Source organism: Kitasatospora sp. NPDC018619 (genome assembly GCF_044391605.1).
Taxonomy (GTDB): domain Bacteria; phylum Actinomycetota; class Actinomycetes; order Streptomycetales; family Streptomycetaceae; genus Kitasatospora.
On the sequence record NZ_JBISAI010000013.1, the window covers coordinates 188,722 to 204,514 of the forward strand.

The following is a 15,793-nucleotide window of genomic DNA, read 5'->3' on the forward strand; positions in this document are numbered from 1 at the left end:
CCCCAGCACCGAGGAGGCGCCCCGTGGCCGATCGCACAGTGACCGTCCGGGTCGTCGCGGACACCTCCCAGTTCGACAGCCGCATGCGCGGCGCCGGCACGTCCGCGCTCGCGCTGGAGCAGTCGGCGATGCGGGCCGGCCGTGGCGCGGCGCTGATGGGCGCCGAGGCCGGTGCCGCGCAGGCCGGCCTCGCCGCGATGGGCACCGGTGCCCGCGGCGGTGCGGCGGCCGTACGTGAGGCCGAGCAGGCCACCGCCACCGCCGCCCGCGGTGTGCGTGCGGTCGGCGCCGAAGTCTCTGCCGCTGCACCGCTGTTCGGACAGATCGGCACCGCCGCCCGCGGCGGCATGCAGACCGTCCAACGCGGCACCGAGGGCGCCCTCGGCTCCGTTCAGCACCTGGGGCTGCTGCTGGCCGGCGGCACGATCCTGTACGGGCTCCACGAGATCGTCCACGCCGGCAACGAGTACCAGGACTCGCTGCTCAAGTTCATGGAAGTCACCCGGGCGACCGGCGGCCAGATGGAGCTCGCCGGCCGCGAGGCCCGCGCCCTGGGCGCCGACATGAAGCTCCCCAGCGCGAACGCCGCCGAAGCGGCCGAGGCGATGACCGAGCTGGCCAAGGCGGGCCTGTCCGCCGAGGACGCGATCAAGGCCGCGCGCGGCACCATCCAGCTGTCCGCGGCTGCCCGGACCGACGTCGCCACGGCGGCCCGGATCGAGGGCGACATCATGGACCAGTTCGCCCTCAAGGCGTCCCAGGCCACCAGGGTCGCCGACGTCCTCGCCAACGCCACCAACTCGGCGTCCGGCGAGCTCATGGACATGTACTACGCGATGAAGTACGTCGGCCCCACCGCCAACTCGCTCAGCATCAGCATCGAGGACACGGCGACCGCGATCGGCCTGCTCGGCAAGTCCGGCATCATCGGCGAGACCGCCGGCACCTCCCTGCGCGGCGCGCTCGTCAACCTCGCCAAGCCGACCAAGCAAGCCGCCATCGGCCTGAAGACGCTCGGCATCGAAGCCTGGGACTCGCAGGGGCACTTCAAGGGCCTGAGGTACGTCGTCGACCAGTTGCACGACGCCCAGCACAACTTGTCCGAGCAGCAGTTCACCGCCTCCGCCGCGATGGCGTTCGGGAAGCCCGCCCTGTCCGCGATGACCGCGCTCGCCCACCAGGGCGCTGAAGCCTGGGACGCGTTCGCGATCCAGGTCGGCCGTGCGGGCGGCGCCGCCGCGCTGGCGGCCGCCGAGTCCAAGGGCCTGGGCGGCGCGATGCGCGGCCTCGGTAAGCAGCTGCAGGCCGCGTTTCTGGAGATCTACCTCGGGATCGCCCCCCACCTGGAGAGCATCACCCGCGGCATGGCCGACGCCGTCTCGCGGGCCATCCCCTACATCAAGCGCGGCATCGAGATCGCCGGGAACCTGTGGGAGCTGTACGGGCCGCGGGTCGAGCACGTCCTCGCGGCCGGGGGCACGCGCATCCTGCACGCCGCGAAGGCGCTCGCCGAACCCGTAGGCGATGTGCTGGCGCGCATCGCCACCCGCGCCATTCCTATTGTCGCCCACGACATGGACACCATCGCGGAGGTGTACCGCAACGCGCGCTCGGCGCTGCGGCCGTTCGTCGACGCCGTCCGGGAGACCGGGACCGCGCTCCTGGGGCACGCCGGCGCCCTGGAGGTGCTGGCCGGCCGGGTCCACGCCGGCGTGGGCCTGCTCTCCGGCGCCTCGCGGGAACTGGGCCCGCTGGCCAGCATCGTGGGCTCGGTCGCGCACGCCTTCGCCGAACTGCCCGGGCCGCTCCAGCTGTCCGTCCTCGGCATGATCGCGCTGCGGCCGTTCCGGCCGCAGGTGCAGGCCCTGCGGGACACCGTCGTCGGCTACGGCCGCGCCGGGGTCGAGGCGTTCCGCGGCGTCGGCGACTCCATCCTCTACCAGCGTGTCCTCGCTGCCGGTGCGGGACGCGACATCAGCCAGTTCGGTGGCGCGCTCGCCGCGCTTCAGTACCACGTGCCGGTGATCGGCCGGATGGCGACCGCGTTCCGCGACACCTCGGCCGCGGTCGAGCAGGGCGGCGGCCGCCTCGCCGGGTTCCGCGGCGCGCTCGCGGGCACCGCGATGGCCGTCGGAGTCGGCGCGGGGGCGGGCCTCATGGGGGCGATGCGCGGCCTGTGGTCGTTCCTCGGCGGCCCCTGGGGCATCGCCATCGCCGGCGCGATGATCGGCCTGGACTACCTCGCGAAGAAGCAGCAGGAGGCGGCAGCCGCAGCGGAGGCCCACCGGGTCCGGATCACGTCCCTGACGTCGGCCCTGCAGCAGTCGCACGGTGCGGTCGACGCGTCGGTCCGCGCCGCAGCGGTACAGATCCTCGCCGACGCCAAGCTGAAGGACGGCAAGACCAGCCTGCTGGACACGATGAAGGCGGCCAAGGTCTCCGCGACCGAGCTGACCAACGCCTACCTGGGCGAAGGCGCCTCCATCCCGCAGCTGCGACAGCGCCTGCTCGATCTGGCGCAGGCCCACACCACCCTGCTGAAGGGCACCACCACCCCGGTCTGGGTCACCGACAACGAGGGCAACGCCTACAAGAAGGCGGCGGAGGCGTTGAAGGGCCTCGACGGCGAAGTGCCCGCCGCGATCCAGCGCCAGAAGGATCTGGCGGCCGCACTGCAGGGCTCGGGCTCCGCAGCAGGGGACGCGACCAATCCGACCGGCCGGCTGAAGGCCGCTATCGACACCCTGAGCAAGTCGGAGGCGGACGCGGACACCAAGTCGCGCGCCCTACGGGACGCCCTGCGGCTGCTGTCCGGCGGCCAGCTGGACGTGGAGGCCGCGATGGCCACGATGAACCGGCAGCTGCTGGACCTGAACGCGGCGTGGGCCAACGGAGTCGACCATGCCCAGGGGTTCGGGGCAGCGCTGATCGGCGTCGACGGGTCGCTGAACACGGCGACGGAGAACGGCCAGCAGCTGTGGAACAAGCTACAGGCGCTGACGGAGGGAACGGCGGCGGCAGCGCAGGCCACCTACGACCTCGCCCGTTCCCAGGGCGTCGACCTGGCGACGGCGCTCAACCGTGCACAGGCGCCCATGCAGACCGCGTGGGAAGCCGCGGTGAAGGCTGGCGAGGAGTTCGGCCTCACCGCCGACCAGGCCAAGTTCCTGGCCTATCGGATGGGCCTGATCCCCTCGTACCTGGCGATCACCATGTCCACCCCGGGCATGAGCCAGACCCAGAAGGAGCTGCTCTACGTCCAGGGCCTGACCACGCACCTGGCCGAGGGAACCAAGATCACCGTTTCGGCGCTCACCGCCGAAGCCGTCAAGAACCTGACGGACGTCGGCATCGCCGTGCGCGAGCTGCCCGGCGGCCGACAGATGGAGATCACGGTTCCCACCCAGGCCGCGCAGGCGAACCTGAACGCCCTGATCAACAGGATCAACGCCATCCCGACCAGCAAGTCCGTGAACGTCAGCGTGAACTACTCGGGCGCCGCCATGCACCAGTTCGGGGACAAGCCGAACGAGCAGGCCAACGGGAGCGTGCGGCGTTACGCCGACGGCGGGATCCGAGCGGCTGCCGACGGCCTGTCCGGGCGCCAGGCGATGATGTCGTCCCAGCCGATCCTATGGGCCGAGGCCGGGCCAGAGGCGTACATCCCCCTCTCCACGGCCAAGCGCGGCCGCAGCATGGCTCTGTTGAGCGAGGTCGCCGGGATCTTTGGCCAGCAGCTCATCCCAGCTACTCCGATGGCCAGTCAGCTGATTCCGGCCCGGCGGCTCGCCTCCCCGATGGCTGCGGCGGCCGTGGGCGGTGGCGGCCGCACCACCAATATCACCCTCTACGGCGCCCAGCAGGGCATCCACGAACAGCTCGCCGACCTGGTGCGGCACCAGCAGTTCATTACCTGAGGAGGCGCTGATGGCCGGCTTCCCTCCGGGCCTGGTCCTCGGCCGCCAGGTCACCCTCGGCCAGCTGCAGCTGGGCGCGGTCGACGGCGCTGGGGTGGCGTGGACGGTGGCCCCCGACGGCCTCAAGGGCTGGTCGGGTGCCACGGTTCGCGCCCAGTACTCCGACCGCGAGGCGGACCACGGCGCGTGGGCGGGGCCGAGCTACCTGGGCCCGCGGGTCATCACCCTGGCGGGCACCGTCACCGCCCCGTCCCTGGCCGCTCTGGACGCGGCCGCCGAGCAGCTGTACGCGGCGGCCGCGATCACGGACACGCTGCTGACCGTGGCGGAGACCGTCCCCAAGCAGGCCACCGTCCGTAGGTCGGGCGAGGTGCTGCTGGAGTACGAGACCGACCGGGTCGCCCGGTACAGCGTGATGCTCACCGCCGCCGATCCGCGCCGGTACTCGACCACGCTGCAGTCCCAGTCCACCGGACTGCCGGTGGCGGCCGGCGGCCTCACCCTGCCGATCACCCTGCCCCTGGTCATCACGGCCGGCGGCTCCCCGGGCACGCTCACCCTGACCAACACCGGGACGATCGCCACCCGGCCGACGTTCACGATCACCGGCCCCGTGCCCGGCTTCGTCCTGCTGGTGCAGTACGCCACCGGCGAGGTCCGCCAGCTCACCTACACCGACACCCTGCTCGCCGGCGACGTCCTCGTCATCGACACCGACGCCCACACCGCCACCCTCAACGGCACCGCGTCCCGGCGCCGCTACCTGTCCGGCACCTGGCCGGAGGTCCCTGCCGGGCAGAGCGTCACCGTCCAGTGGACGTCTGCCGGCACCAGCCCCACCGCACTGCTGACCGCCACCGCGCGCTCGGCCTGGATCTGAGGAGGCCATGTGCCGACCGACCCGCTCTGGCTGCCCTCGCTCTCCTACGACGAGACCGAACTCCGCAAGCTCGACCTGCCGTTCGTCATGTCGGACGGCACTTCGCTTGGAGCCCGTCCCGGCATCCGCCCCGGCGACCCCGGCCTGACCGTCACCCTCAGCGGCACCACGATCAACGTCTCCGCCGGGCCGGCCATTCTGTGGCGCGCGGGCCAGGGCCTGTACCGGGCCCAGCTGCCCGCCAGCAGCCCGGGAACGCTGGCCCCCGCGTCCGCGACGTGGTCCCGGATCGACCTCGTCTACCTGCGGGTGTGGGACACCGCGGTGGACGGCACCGGCCTGCGCAAGGCGGACACGGTGTACCTTCCGGGCGTCGCGTCGGCCACGCCGAGCACGCCGGTGCCGGGCGCGACCGAGATCTACATCCCGCTCGCTACGATCACCGTGCCGTCCACGGCCGGCGGAGGCACCGGGGCGGCGACGGTCTCCAGCGCGGTGCGGCAGCTGACCGTGGCGCCGGGCGGCATCCTGCCCGTCTCCTCCGCCGCCGACATCGCCCTCTCCGGGGTCTACGTCGGCCAGGCCCGGTTCAACACCGTTCGGATGCTACCCGAGTACTGGAACGGCACTGCGTGGTCCGCACAAGGAGACTTCACGAGCTTCACCCCCACGTGGACGGCCGGCGCGACGAACCCGACGCTCGGCAACGGAACCCTGGTGTCGCGGTGGACGCGCGTCGGCCGGATGATCACCTGGATGGGCAGCCTCACCCTCGGCAGCACCTCCAACGGCGGCACCGGCATCTGGTCCCTGAGTCTGCCGGTCCAGGCCGCCACCAACGGTATCCTGCAACTCGGCCCGGCCGACTACGTCAACGCGGGCGACAACGAGTACCTGGCCGAAGTCCAGATCACGTCCGGCTCCACCACCGCCGGATTCGTCGTCAAGACGGCGTCCAGCGCCCAGTCCACGGGCACCGTCTCCAACACCGTGCCGGTGGGCGCCTCCTCCAGCAGCAGCCTCAGCTGGAACATCAACTACGAGGCAGCGTCCTGATGGCCGCCGTCGAGCTGACGTGGCTGGGCTGCGACCTCCGTACCGGGGCGATCGCCGAGGAGCTCCGGTCCCTCGGGCCGGCGAGCACCATCTCGAGGCGCCTCGGCGCCATCACCTCCGGCAGCTTCGACCTGGCGCTCGCCGGGGCGCCCGCCGGCTGGGAAGCCGCTTGCGACCCGGGCCGCACGCTGCTGGTCGCGGTCGACACCACCACCGGAACGCCCGTGTGGACCGGCGCTGTGCTGGCGCGGGAGGGCGGCTCCGGCTCCGTGGTCCAGCTCGGCGCCGCGACCCCGGAGGCCTACCTCGACCGCCGCTACCCCGGCGACTACACCGCCACCGCCACCGACCAGACGACCGTCATGGCCGCCCTCGCCACCCCGGCGCTGAGCGGCGGCCCGCCGATCGCCCTGGACACCACCGCCACCGGCACGCCGATCGACTACACCGTCACCGACGCCGACGACCGGACGGTCCTCTCCTACCTGCAGGAGATCAGCGCGATGTCGGGCGGCCCGGAGTGGACCGTGGACACGGTGTGGGCGGACACCGCCCAGACCCGCGTCCAGCTCGTCCTGCGCATCCGGCCGACCGTCGGCATCGTCGACCCGCAGCCGGAGCCGGTGTTCGACCTGCCCGGCTGCATCTCCGAGTACCGGCTCGCCGAATCCTACGAGCAGAACCGCGGCGCCACGTCCGTGATCGCCCGCGGCGACCGGGCCGACGGCGTCCGCGCCACCAGCACCACCCACACCAACACCGCCCTCCTGGCGGCCGGATGGCCGCTGTGGGAGCGCCGCTGGAGTCCGGCTCAGGGCATCACCGACGTCGCCCAGCTGGAGCGGCACGCCACCGAGGCCCTCGCCCTGATGGGCACCGGCGCCCGGTCGTGGTCGGTCACCGCCACGGCTTCCCAGGCGCCGCGGGTGGGCACCGAGTGGGGCCTGGGCGACAGCGTCCGCGTCGCCATCGCCCGCAGCCCCCGGCACCCGGCCGGCATCGAGACCGTGGCCCGCGCGTACGCCTGGGAGCTCGACCCGCGCGCAGACCGCCTCTCCCCGATCCTCCTGGAGGACGCGTGAGTACCCGCCTCGACCAACTGCCACACGGCTCGAACTGGCTGGCCGCCCGGGTCCAGAGTCTGGAGTCGGCCATCGCCCAACTGCGTGCCCAGCAGCCGGACATGTCCGCCGCGGACGGCCTCCTGGCTCCGCAGGACGTGGACTCCACCCGGTGGCCGCAGACCACCAGCAGCGCCTATGCGACGATCGCCCGCTGCTACAACGTGGCGTGGAAGCGCCAGATCCGCGTCATGGCGGCGACCACGGTGACGAGCGGCACCACCGGGAAGGTCCGGGCCCTCGTCAACGGCGTCCAGCTCGGCGCCGCGGTTCCGGCGGGCACCCTGCTGGACGTCACCGCCGCCCTGCCCGCCTCGGCGCCGATCGGCGCCCAGTACCTGCTGACCATCGAGGCGTCCCGCACCTCCGGCAGCGGCACCGTCGCCGCCCAGGTCCAGCTCATCCGCGCCGTCGACTAGGAGACCTAGTGCGCTTCGTGAACACCGTCCGTGCCGACGACCAGGCCCAACTCGCTGAGCGGCTCCGCCCGTTCGCCGACGACGAGTACCGCGCCGGCCGAGCGGGTCGGCTCTCCGCCCCGCAGGGCGGCCAGCCCCAGATCCCGGCCGAGCTCTGGCTCCTCGCCGTCCCCCGGATCAGCGCCGACCCCGGGGAATGGACGATCTACGGCCTCACCTCGGACGAGGACATCCCCGGCTGGCCGTACAACGTCGGCTACTACACCGGCGGGGTACGGCACCCGCGCGACATCGCGGCCGCCCTGGCCGCCGCCGGCCACCAGGTCATGCTCCGCCACTACCGGTCGTTCGGTGTGACCTGCACCGACGAAGCCGTCTCGCTCACCTAGGAGACCCATGTCCCCACAGTGGAAGCTGCTGCTCGACCACGTCCAGTCCGTCCCCGAGCGGGTGTACGAGGGCTGGTCCAGCGAAGGCTACGACAACGACACCCCGTGGGGGCGCCGCTTCGGCGAGAACGGCGTGCCCTGGTGCGTGATTTGGGACTGGTGCATGTACGACGATGTTGGCCTCGCCGGGATCGTTCCGCGGGTCGACAACGTCGGCGCGTTCACCGAATGGGCCCAGCGCCGCGGGCAGTTCAGCCAGTACCCCAGCGTGGGTGCGTGGGTGAACTTCGGCGGCGGCTCGCACACCGAGCTCGTCATCGGCTTCGACAGCGTGAACGTCTACACCAAGGGCGGCAACAGCGTCCAGCAGGGCAGCACGGACGGCGGCCAGGGCAACGGCGTCTGGTCGCACACCACGCTGAGACGGTCGAGCCGGATCGTCGGCTACTTCGCGCCCCGTTTCCCAGACGGCCAGTGTCCGCCGACCGCCGACCCGAACGACCCGCGCGGCGGCCGCGCACAGACCTCGTACCGCTGGCCCGGCCCCGACCCGACGCCAGCCCCGACCATCCAGGAGGACGACATGACCCCTGACGAACTGCTGAGCACCAGGCTCGGCGGCCAGTACGCGGACGGCGGCTACGACATGAGCGTCGCCGACGCCCTGCACGGCGGGGCCTACGCCACCCAGCGTGCCGAGCAGGCTCTCGCCGCTGTGCAGCAGCTCCGCGCTGATCTGCCGGACATCCTGAAGTCCGTGCTGTCGGAGCCGATGCCGGACTTCACCGCCCTGCCCAACGGGTACCGGCCGAGCCTGATCGAGGCATCCAACGGCGCCAAGGAGGCCGACAGCAAGCTCGACCAACTCACCAACACGGTGCAGACCCTGGCCGCGTCCGTCGACCAGCTCAAGGCCCAGCTCACCTCGAAGGAGTCCTGATTATGCGGAAGTTCCTCATCGATCTGGTCGAGCGCACGGTCGCGACGTACGCGGTAGCGTTCCTGGGACTGCTGCTGGCGGACCAGTTCGACCTGACGTCGCTGTCCGCGGTGAAGGCGGCGGCGGTGGCGGCGCTGCCCGCCGCGCTGACCGTCCTGAAGTCGGCCATCGCGACGTTCGTCGGCGACCCGACGACCGCCGGCCTGCTGCCGCGGAGCCGCCAGTGACCAGCCCGGGCCCGGATGTCGGGGTGTCCGTGGCGCTGGAGCTCGCCGAACTACGCCGGTCTGTGGACGTGGGCAACGCCACCACGCAGGGCCAGTTGCAGCTGCTCGTGCAGCGGGGTGACCAGACGGACAGGCGCCTCGATGACCATGAGGGGAGGCTCGATTCGCTGGAACGTGGCCGGTGGCCGTTGCCCGCGATCGGCGCGCTGACCGGTCTCGCCGGGCTGGTTGCTGGTGTCGCGCCGCTCCTCTCCCGCTGAACGCGACGACGCCCCCGCCCTCCTCCGGGAGGGCGGGGGCGTCGTCGCGTTCAGGGCTGGTAGAGGATGACGCCGCCCGCAGCGGGTGGCCTCGGGCAGGCGCTCGATCACGGGGATCGGTTCGGCGCGGCCGGTGCGGGCGATGCGCCTGAGGTGCGCCTCGCCGTAGAGGATCGTGCCCGGCTGAGCAGCGGTGCCGGTCATGCAGATCACCGGGTCGGTGACGAACGTCCCGCCGTCCTGGCGGGCGACCGTGAGCTCGGCGTCGTTAACCTCGGCCTCGGCTACGTCGAGTGGGGTCTGGCAGCTGGGGCAGATCAACTCGGCGAGCCTGCCGCTGGCCCACCGCGCGTTCCAGCCGTCGGCGCTGGCCGGATCGTCGGCCGCTGCGGTTCCGCAGCGGCCGCATGTGAGGTTGTTCAGCATGTGCAGACGGTAGCGCCCCGCTCGGCCAGGCGGGCGTCTTCGTGCGTTCCGGCCCGGGCGGCCGCCGGGCAGCGCCATGATGACCGCCATGACCACCACCATCGGCATCGCCCGCCGCGAGGGCACCGCCGGCCCGATCGCCGACGCTGCCGCCACCTACACCTCCGCCGCCACCGGCCGCACCGCCGTCGCCCTGGTCGACGGGATGGGCCACGACCCGGACATCGTGCGGCTCGCACCGATGCTGGCGGAGACCGCCGCGCGGGTCGGTGCCGGCCGCGGCGCGCTCGCCGGGCTTTTGTCGGCCGGGCTGCTGGTGGCCGACCCGGGCCCCGACGGAGTCGGCGTTCTGGCCGTCCTGCGGGACGACGGCAGCGCCGAACTCGTCTGGGCCGGGGACTGTCGCGCGTACCGCTGGGTCGGCGGCGAGGGCAGGCCGCTGACGACCGACCACAATTTCGCGGCCTACCTCACCCGGGCGGCCCGTGGCGCCGGGGAGGTCCCGGTCTCGGCCCTCGCGGACGTCGTCGGGGTCAGCCTCGGCCTGGCCGTCCCCGCCACGACCCCGTACGTCTCGGTGCCCGTCGACGGGCTGCTGATCCTCACCTCGGACGGCGTCCACGACCAGGTCCCGGCGGACGTCCTCGAGGGCCTGGTCCGCGAGCACCAGGACGACCCGCAGGCCCTGGCCGACGCCCTCGTCGCCAGCGCCGAGCCGAATGCCGCGGGGTACCGCGACGACGCCACGGCCGTGGTCGTGCCGCTCCGGCCCTGAGACGGACCGCGCCCCCGCTCGGCCGCCGGGCGGCGCCATCATGGTCGGAGGAGTTGGTGAGGTAGCGCATGCCGTTTGTTGGCCGCAGGACCACCCAACCGGCGCTACACGGCCTACCCTGCTTGCAGGACACCCAGAGCTGGGGGCAGCATGAGCGACACCACCGTCGGCGAGCGCATCCGCGAGCACCGAAAACTTCGTCACCTGACCGTCCGCGAGTTGGCCGGCCGGTTGAACATCTCCGTCAGCGCCCTGGAGAAGTACGAGAACGGATCGCGGAACCCGGCCCCGGGTCTGGTCGTCCGCATGGCCCGGGCGCTGGGTGTCGGGCAGGACCGGCTCACCGGCCAGCCCTACCTCAACGGCGCCGAGTCCGAGGACGGCGTCCAGGCCGTGATCCCGGAACTCCGTCGCATCATGCTGACCTACAACAGCCCGGACGACCTTGACGCCGCACCCCGCCCGCTCCCTGTTCTAGGGGCGGAGATGCAGCAGGTGGCCCGGATGCGCCAGGACGGCGCGTACGTGCCGATGGCCCCGTTGCTGCCTGCGCTGCTGTCCGAGTTGACGCACGTCGCCCTGTCCACGACCGGGTACCAGCAGATGCAGGCGTTCGGCTGGCTGGCCCGCGGCTACCGAGCGGCGAACAGCCTGTCCCACAAGCTCGGCTACCACGACCTGAGCCTGACGGCGATCGACCGCGTGCACTGGGCCGCTGACCGCTCCGGCGAACCCCTCCTCCAGGTGACGGCCGCGTACCTCCGCGCCGGTGCGATGATGCGCACCGGCTCGTTCGGCTCGGCGCGGCGCATCCTCACCGAGCTCATTGCGGAGGTCGAGCGCCTCGCCCCGGAGGGCTGCCCGACCGAGCACGACAACGCGGTGATCGGCGCCATTCTGCTCAAGCTCGCCGTCCTGGAGGCCCGGGACGGGCATCCGGAACGGTCGACTCAGTACCTGCGCGAGGCCCAGTTCCTAGCGGGGCTGCTGGGTGACACCACCGTCCAGGAGTTGTCGTTCGGCCCCACGAACGTGCGCATCCACCAGGTGGCTGCGCTGCTCGACATCGGCGACACCGAGCAGGCGCTCGCCCGTCTGGCGGAGTGGGGCGCCGAGCAGGGTGCGGAGGAGTGGACCCTCCCGACCGGCCTGGCCGCCGAGCGGTCGTCGCACCACCACATCGACGTGGCATCGGCGCGGCTGGCCGCAGGCGACCGCGGGCTCGCCTTCGCATCCCTCCAGCGAGCCCGGCGTGCGGCGCCGAACCACACCCGTTTCCACCCGACCACCCGGTCCACGGCGGCCACGCTGGTCCGCCTGGACCGGCACGCTACGGACGAGGTGACCGCGTTCGCACGCTGGGCCGGTGCCTGACACCCTGTCAACCCGATCGAGCCGATTCACTCCGCACAATGTGTGCGGAAACTCGCCGGCGCCGGTGGAACGATCCCCTCACTGACTCAGAGTGAGGGGATCGTTCCATGTCGGCACCGCCGCTCGATGCCGCCCGCGCCTGGCTGGCCACTGGCACACCGGACCCGGCCCACGCCTACCGGTGGTGGGAGCACAACCCGGACGGCGTTGCCATCATGCCGATGGGGCGCCTGTTCGACGCGGTCGAGATCCGGCCGCCGCTGAGCGCCTCGATCCGACCCGGCGCCCCACTGGTCGGGCCCACCTTCGCGTACGCCCAGCAGGTCTACGTCCTGGTGCCGGCGGGTACCGCCGACGTCTGGACCAGCCCCCTGGCCCGCTGCCTCGGAGATGGCCACTACCTGTCCATCCCGGACCCCAGCAGGTGCGACCCCGTGGGCGCCTACTGGATTACCGCCCCCGACGGCACCGGCGCCGTCACCGACCCGGACATGCTGCTGGGGGTCATCGTGGAGGCCGCAGCGCGCCACGGTGAGGCGGTCGGCGAGTGATCACCGAGCCCCTCACGGTGTCGATCGACGGACACCTCGACCCCATCACCCGGCCCCCCGTGGAGGCCCTGGCGGCCGTGTGGCACACGCTGCAACCGCTGCCCATGGACGGCCCCCAGTACCGGGCCGCCCGGCGCATGTTCGGGGGCGGCCGGACCGACGACCTCGAACGCTGGATGCACGGCGACGAGAGGACCGACGTGCCGATCGGCCTGGCCGACGGCAGCGCCGTGATCGTGCGCGTCGAGTACGGCGACCGCATGACCTGCCGGCAGCGCGTGGGGGCGCGGTACGTCGCCCGGCGGGTGGAGCGCCCGCCGGGCCGGTCCGAGCAGTGGGAGGTCTGGGACACCGTCACCGACGCCCCGGCCACGGACTGGCTGCCGCGACCTGCGGCGACCGAATGGATCCGCCGCCAGGTCCAGAACGCCACGTTCCAGCGCGGCGCCCAGGCGGACGCCCGGTGACCGGCGGCAGCGAGACGGCACAGCTCGCGTGTATCACCGCAGCACTCGACCAGATCAACGCCGTTGGGCGGGAGTGGCTGCGGGCCCGCGCCGAGGACAGCCAAGCCCCTGCCCCTGCCGTCCTGGCGCTGGGCCTCCGGGCCGTCGCCGCGGCAGTTGAGTCCGAGGAGAACAGCATGACCGATGTCGGAGACACCGCCTTCCTCGACCAGGCGTACGCCGCACGCGGGCACTGGCTGCGGCTCCAGGCCGACCGCGGCGCCCGGAGGACGGGCGAGATCGACGCGGTGGACGCGCCCTCCTGGGTGCGCGACGCCATGGAGGCCATGATCGCCGCCCGCAATGAGGGCCGGCTGATGCACTGCGGGCACCTGACCAGCATCCAGCCGTACGTGGTCCCGGCCGAGTCGCCCGCGGAACTCCGCTGCCCGCCGTGCCACGAGACGGCGCAGACGGATCGGCTGTGCCACCGCTGCGGCACCCCGGCCGGCACCGCGTCGCTGCACGGCGGTCGCGAGCAGCGGGTCGTCGGGGTCGGGGCCATGTACTCTCGCCTCCTCTGTCCGCCGTGCGCCGACCCGACCAGCCCCGGCGGAACGTTCGGAGTCGGGCGGTGAGCGCCGCTCGTCGCGCCCCCGTCGCCGGGGGCGCCCGGGTCCCTCAGCCCGTGCTGCCCCACGCGCACCCGCGCTGTTCCGTGTGTACCGACCTGACCGCAGCCCACACCGAGGCGGAGCAGGCGTTCGACCGCTCGGCCGCGGTCGATGTGCGCGTCTGGATGCGCCGGCACCAGGCCGAGGCGCACGCGGGGAGAACGCCGTGAGCGACAGGATCCCTCCGAGCAGCCAGGGCAGGTGGCAGGACTGGCGAGGCGTCGGTCCGCGCCGCCCGCCCCGGTCGCCGCGGCATCCCATGACTCATCCCCCGGTGCCGCCGTGGGGCCTGCTGCCGGGAGGGCTCGACTTCCGGCAGGACCCGCCGAAGTAGCACCACTCTCCGGCCGGCCGTACGGCGGTGCGGTCGGCCACGCCCATCAGCCAGGGGGGCCGACACCGGGAGCACGCCCTGACCACCTACACCCTCACCGTCGAAGGCCTGGTCGAACCGACCACGCACGACGACCTCCAGGGCGCGCTCGACGCCCTGGCCAAACTGTTGAAGCGCACGCCGATCTGTCCAGACCGCCTCTACGCGTACCTGTGGATGATCAGCAGCGAGGGGGCCCTGGACCGCGTCGGGGACTTCCTGCAACGGGATGGCGAGTTCCACCTTCGCTTCACGGCCTCGGATCGCCGGTACGTCGCCGTGATCCGCCAGTGCTAGCGCTGGAGCTCCCGCCTCGCCCACCAGTACAGCAGCTGCGGCACCGTGGTCACGCTGGCCATCACCTTCAACTCGCTCAGCCGGCTCGTCACCGTCCGGCGGGACACCTCGAGCTGGGCTGCCGTCTCGTCCTGCTCCAAGCCGCGCGCCAGGCACGAGAGGATCCCCGTGTGGATCGGGAGGAGCTCCATCTCCTGAGCGCCGCCCCACGGCTCGGAGTGGGCCCAGTCCCGCTCAAACGAGGCGCAGACCAAGGCGACGAGCACCTCGTCCGTCACGACGGCCGCGCGGTCCGGCGCTACCTCGGTCGAACTCCAGGGTTCCAGTACAGGCACGACGGCCGCGCGCCGGTCGATCACGATGGCTCGCCCGAATGTGCGGCCTGTCCGGATCTGGGCTCCGCGCTCGGTCATTGTCAGCGCCCATCGGGCCGTCGGGCCATCCGCACGGACGCTCGGCAGGTAGATCGTGCGCAGGGCAGCACCGCGCTTCAGGACACCGAGGTCCCGCTGGTAGGAGAGTGCCAGGAGCTCGGCTCGGCGGGGGCCGGTCGGCTGCGCGGTGAGGAGCTCGCGTGTGCAGCTGTTGACGAGCGTCTCGAGGCGCTCGTTGATGGCCTTGAGGCCGGTGATGATCTCGACGCCGGGGCTTACACTGCGGCCGGGGTGTGCGGCGCGGTAGGCGGAGGCCATCCCGGCAAGCTGGGTTGGGAACGATTGGGCCTCGGAGAGCATGCCGGCGGCCATCTGAACGAGCGACGACTGCCACTGGCGGACCGCAGCGTCCACGTCGAGGGCTTGCATGCGGTCCGGCCGGCCGGGTTCGGGGGCGATGAGGCCGACGCTGATCAGCTGGTCGCGGGCTGGACTCGGTGGAGGGCTGAGTTCCGCGCCGGAGAGGATCTTGAGATAGAGGTCTACTGCTTCCGGTATGAGAAAAAGGCGACCATCAACTGTGTCCGATTCCACCGATTTTACCCCAGACGACCCGTTGTCAGGACTGCGCACATGCGCAGATTTCCGAGCATATCCCGGGAAGGGTTGATTCAACGTCGAACAGTACGAACACTAGTCCATGGAGGAACTCATGCCTCCGGATGAACTTCAGCTACTCCGCCTCAGATGCGAAAGGGGTGCCCGTGCCTGCACGCAGGACCACCGCCCGAGTCCTTGCCGGCGTTCTCGCCGGCGCCGCCCTGGTTGCCGGGATCGCGGCTTCCGCCGCGGGCACCACTGGTCTGCAGCGCAGCGTTGCCGACTCCGTGTGGGGTGCCGTGGCGCCGCAACCGGTTGATCCGCCGACTGCCGCCTCGGCCTCGGCCGCCACCCTCGACGACTCCGTCTGGGGCTGACGTCAGCTCTGGTCGGCCGCCGTGCGGACGGCCGACCAGGCTTTGGACTTCCCGTCCGGCAGTGCCCGCTTTCACCGGGCGCTGACGGACGGGAACCTAGGGGTTAGGGTGCCCACTGGCTCGGGAGGCTTGCCGGGCATCCTACCTACCCCAGCAGCCGCCCCGTACCCCCCATGTGGAGGGTGCGGGGCGGCTCTTGTGTGCCGAGCCAGGGAGTCTCCAGGGAGAAAGACACTCCCCAGGGAGTGGATGGGGAGGATTTGCCTGAGGACTCATGAGGAACTGTGAGGCATCCTGAGGAGGACGTTCGTGCAGCT

At 72.1% G+C, this 15,793-nt stretch carries 17 protein-coding genes; 15 read left to right on the forward strand and 2 right to left on the reverse strand.

Annotated features, from left to right (window positions below):
* Positions 1 to 23 precede the first annotated feature (23 nt).
* The 8 genes from ACH5AR_RS22005 to ACH5AR_RS22040 are packed head-to-tail and all read left to right on the forward strand — an operon-like array spanning position 24 to position 8,949.
* A complete protein-coding gene (locus ACH5AR_RS22005) occupies positions 24 to 3,917 on the forward strand; it encodes a phage tail tape measure protein (RefSeq protein ID WP_396303141.1) in 3,894 nt (1,297 codons plus the stop codon).
* 10 nt (positions 3,918 to 3,927) lie between these two features.
* Positions 3,928 to 4,797, forward strand: a complete 870-nt coding sequence (locus ACH5AR_RS22010) for a phage distal tail protein (RefSeq protein ID WP_396303142.1) — start codon at positions 3,928 to 3,930, stop codon at positions 4,795 to 4,797.
* A gap of 9 nt (positions 4,798 to 4,806) precedes the next feature.
* Positions 4,807 to 5,853, forward strand: coding sequence for a hypothetical protein (locus ACH5AR_RS22015; RefSeq protein ID WP_396303143.1), 1,047 nt, complete (start codon positions 4,807 to 4,809; stop codon positions 5,851 to 5,853).
* Positions 5,853 to 6,935 carry a hypothetical protein gene (locus ACH5AR_RS22020; RefSeq protein WP_396303144.1) on the forward strand — a complete coding sequence of 361 codons (1,083 nt, stop codon included), beginning with the start codon at positions 5,853 to 5,855 and terminating at the stop codon, positions 6,933 to 6,935. The genes ACH5AR_RS22015 and ACH5AR_RS22020 overlap by 1 nt, the downstream gene beginning before the upstream one ends.
* Positions 6,932 to 7,393: a hypothetical protein gene (locus ACH5AR_RS22025; RefSeq protein ID WP_396303145.1), complete on the forward strand. Its 462-nt coding sequence runs from the start codon at positions 6,932 to 6,934 to the stop codon at positions 7,391 to 7,393. Before ACH5AR_RS22020 ends, ACH5AR_RS22025 begins: the two co-directional genes overlap by 4 nt.
* 8 nt (positions 7,394 to 7,401) lie before the next feature.
* Positions 7,402 to 7,782, forward strand: a complete 381-nt coding sequence (locus tag ACH5AR_RS22030; protein WP_396303146.1) for a hypothetical protein — start codon at positions 7,402 to 7,404, stop codon at positions 7,780 to 7,782.
* Between the two features lie 7 nt (positions 7,783 to 7,789).
* On the forward strand, positions 7,790 to 8,722 hold the full coding sequence (locus ACH5AR_RS22035; RefSeq protein WP_396303147.1) for a hypothetical protein: 933 nt from the start codon (positions 7,790 to 7,792) through the stop codon (positions 8,720 to 8,722).
* Positions 8,723 to 8,724: 2 nt separating this feature from the next.
* A complete protein-coding gene (locus ACH5AR_RS22040; RefSeq protein WP_396303148.1) occupies positions 8,725 to 8,949 on the forward strand; it encodes a holin in 225 nt (74 codons plus the stop codon).
* A gap of 50 nt (positions 8,950 to 8,999) precedes the next feature.
* Here the strand turns inward: ACH5AR_RS22040 and ACH5AR_RS22045 are convergent, their stop codons facing one another.
* Entirely contained in the window at positions 9,000 to 9,635 is a 636-nt protein-coding gene (locus ACH5AR_RS22045; RefSeq protein WP_396303149.1) for a hypothetical protein, read from the reverse strand.
* 88 nt (positions 9,636 to 9,723) lie between these two features.
* Between ACH5AR_RS22045 and ACH5AR_RS22050 the strand changes: the two genes are divergently transcribed.
* From ACH5AR_RS22050 to ACH5AR_RS22075, 6 genes are all read left to right on the forward strand, one after another.
* Positions 9,724 to 10,410: a hypothetical protein gene (locus ACH5AR_RS22050; protein WP_396303150.1), complete on the forward strand. Its 687-nt coding sequence runs from the start codon at positions 9,724 to 9,726 to the stop codon at positions 10,408 to 10,410.
* A 150-nt stretch (positions 10,411 to 10,560) separates the two neighbouring features.
* Positions 10,561 to 11,784 (forward strand): helix-turn-helix domain-containing protein, encoded by a 1,224-nt coding sequence (locus tag ACH5AR_RS22055; protein WP_396303151.1) that lies wholly within the window; start codon positions 10,561 to 10,563, stop codon positions 11,782 to 11,784.
* 107 nt (positions 11,785 to 11,891) lie between these two features.
* Positions 11,892 to 12,335, forward strand: a complete 444-nt coding sequence (locus ACH5AR_RS22060; RefSeq protein ID WP_396303152.1) for a hypothetical protein — start codon at positions 11,892 to 11,894, stop codon at positions 12,333 to 12,335.
* On the forward strand, positions 12,332 to 12,802 hold the full coding sequence (locus tag ACH5AR_RS22065) for a hypothetical protein (protein ID WP_396303153.1): 471 nt from the start codon (positions 12,332 to 12,334) through the stop codon (positions 12,800 to 12,802). The genes ACH5AR_RS22060 and ACH5AR_RS22065 overlap by 4 nt, the downstream gene beginning before the upstream one ends.
* 176 nt (positions 12,803 to 12,978) lie before the next feature.
* Positions 12,979 to 13,419, forward strand: coding sequence for a hypothetical protein (locus tag ACH5AR_RS22070; protein ID WP_396303154.1), 441 nt, complete (start codon positions 12,979 to 12,981; stop codon positions 13,417 to 13,419).
* Between the two features lie 397 nt (positions 13,420 to 13,816).
* Positions 13,817 to 14,125, forward strand: coding sequence for a hypothetical protein (locus ACH5AR_RS22075; RefSeq protein WP_396303155.1), 309 nt, complete (start codon positions 13,817 to 13,819; stop codon positions 14,123 to 14,125).
* Here ACH5AR_RS22075 and ACH5AR_RS22080 read toward each other — a convergent pair.
* Positions 14,122 to 15,093, reverse strand: a complete 972-nt coding sequence (locus ACH5AR_RS22080) for a hypothetical protein (protein ID WP_396303156.1) — start codon at positions 15,091 to 15,093, stop codon at positions 14,122 to 14,124. The two genes, ACH5AR_RS22075 and ACH5AR_RS22080, sit on opposite strands and share 4 nt — an antisense overlap.
* A 128-nt stretch (positions 15,094 to 15,221) precedes the next feature.
* On the opposite strand from ACH5AR_RS22080, the gene ACH5AR_RS22085 reads away from it, so the two are divergent.
* The gene (locus ACH5AR_RS22085) at positions 15,222 to 15,476 is read left to right on the forward strand and encodes a hypothetical protein (protein ID WP_396303157.1); all 255 of its coding nucleotides are present in this window, start codon (positions 15,222 to 15,224) and stop codon (positions 15,474 to 15,476) included.
* Positions 15,477 to 15,793: the final 317 nt, after the last annotated feature.

Excerpts from the sequence above, each read along its gene's own strand:
- ACH5AR_RS22010 (WP_396303142.1), top strand. The coding sequence starts at position 3,928 with ATGGCCGGCTTCCCTCCGGGCCTGGTCCTCGGCCGCCAGGTCACCCTC.
- ACH5AR_RS22020 (WP_396303144.1), top strand. The coding sequence starts at position 5,853 with ATGGCCGCCGTCGAGCTGACGTGGCTGGGCTGCGACCTCCGTACCGGG.
- ACH5AR_RS22035 (WP_396303147.1), top strand. The coding sequence starts at position 7,790 with ATGTCCCCACAGTGGAAGCTGCTGCTCGACCACGTCCAGTCCGTCCCC.
- ACH5AR_RS22040 (WP_396303148.1), top strand. The coding sequence starts at position 8,725 with ATGCGGAAGTTCCTCATCGATCTGGTCGAGCGCACGGTCGCGACGTAC.
- ACH5AR_RS22045 (WP_396303149.1), bottom strand. The coding sequence starts at position 9,635 with ATGCTGAACAACCTCACATGCGGCCGCTGCGGAACCGCAGCGGCCGAC.
- ACH5AR_RS22050 (WP_396303150.1), top strand. The coding sequence starts at position 9,724 with ATGACCACCACCATCGGCATCGCCCGCCGCGAGGGCACCGCCGGCCCG.
- ACH5AR_RS22055 (WP_396303151.1), top strand. The coding sequence starts at position 10,561 with ATGAGCGACACCACCGTCGGCGAGCGCATCCGCGAGCACCGAAAACTT.
- ACH5AR_RS22060 (WP_396303152.1), top strand. The coding sequence starts at position 11,892 with ATGTCGGCACCGCCGCTCGATGCCGCCCGCGCCTGGCTGGCCACTGGC.
- ACH5AR_RS22070 (WP_396303154.1), top strand. The coding sequence starts at position 12,979 with ATGACCGATGTCGGAGACACCGCCTTCCTCGACCAGGCGTACGCCGCA.
- ACH5AR_RS22085 (WP_396303157.1), top strand. The coding sequence starts at position 15,222 with ATGAACTTCAGCTACTCCGCCTCAGATGCGAAAGGGGTGCCCGTGCCT.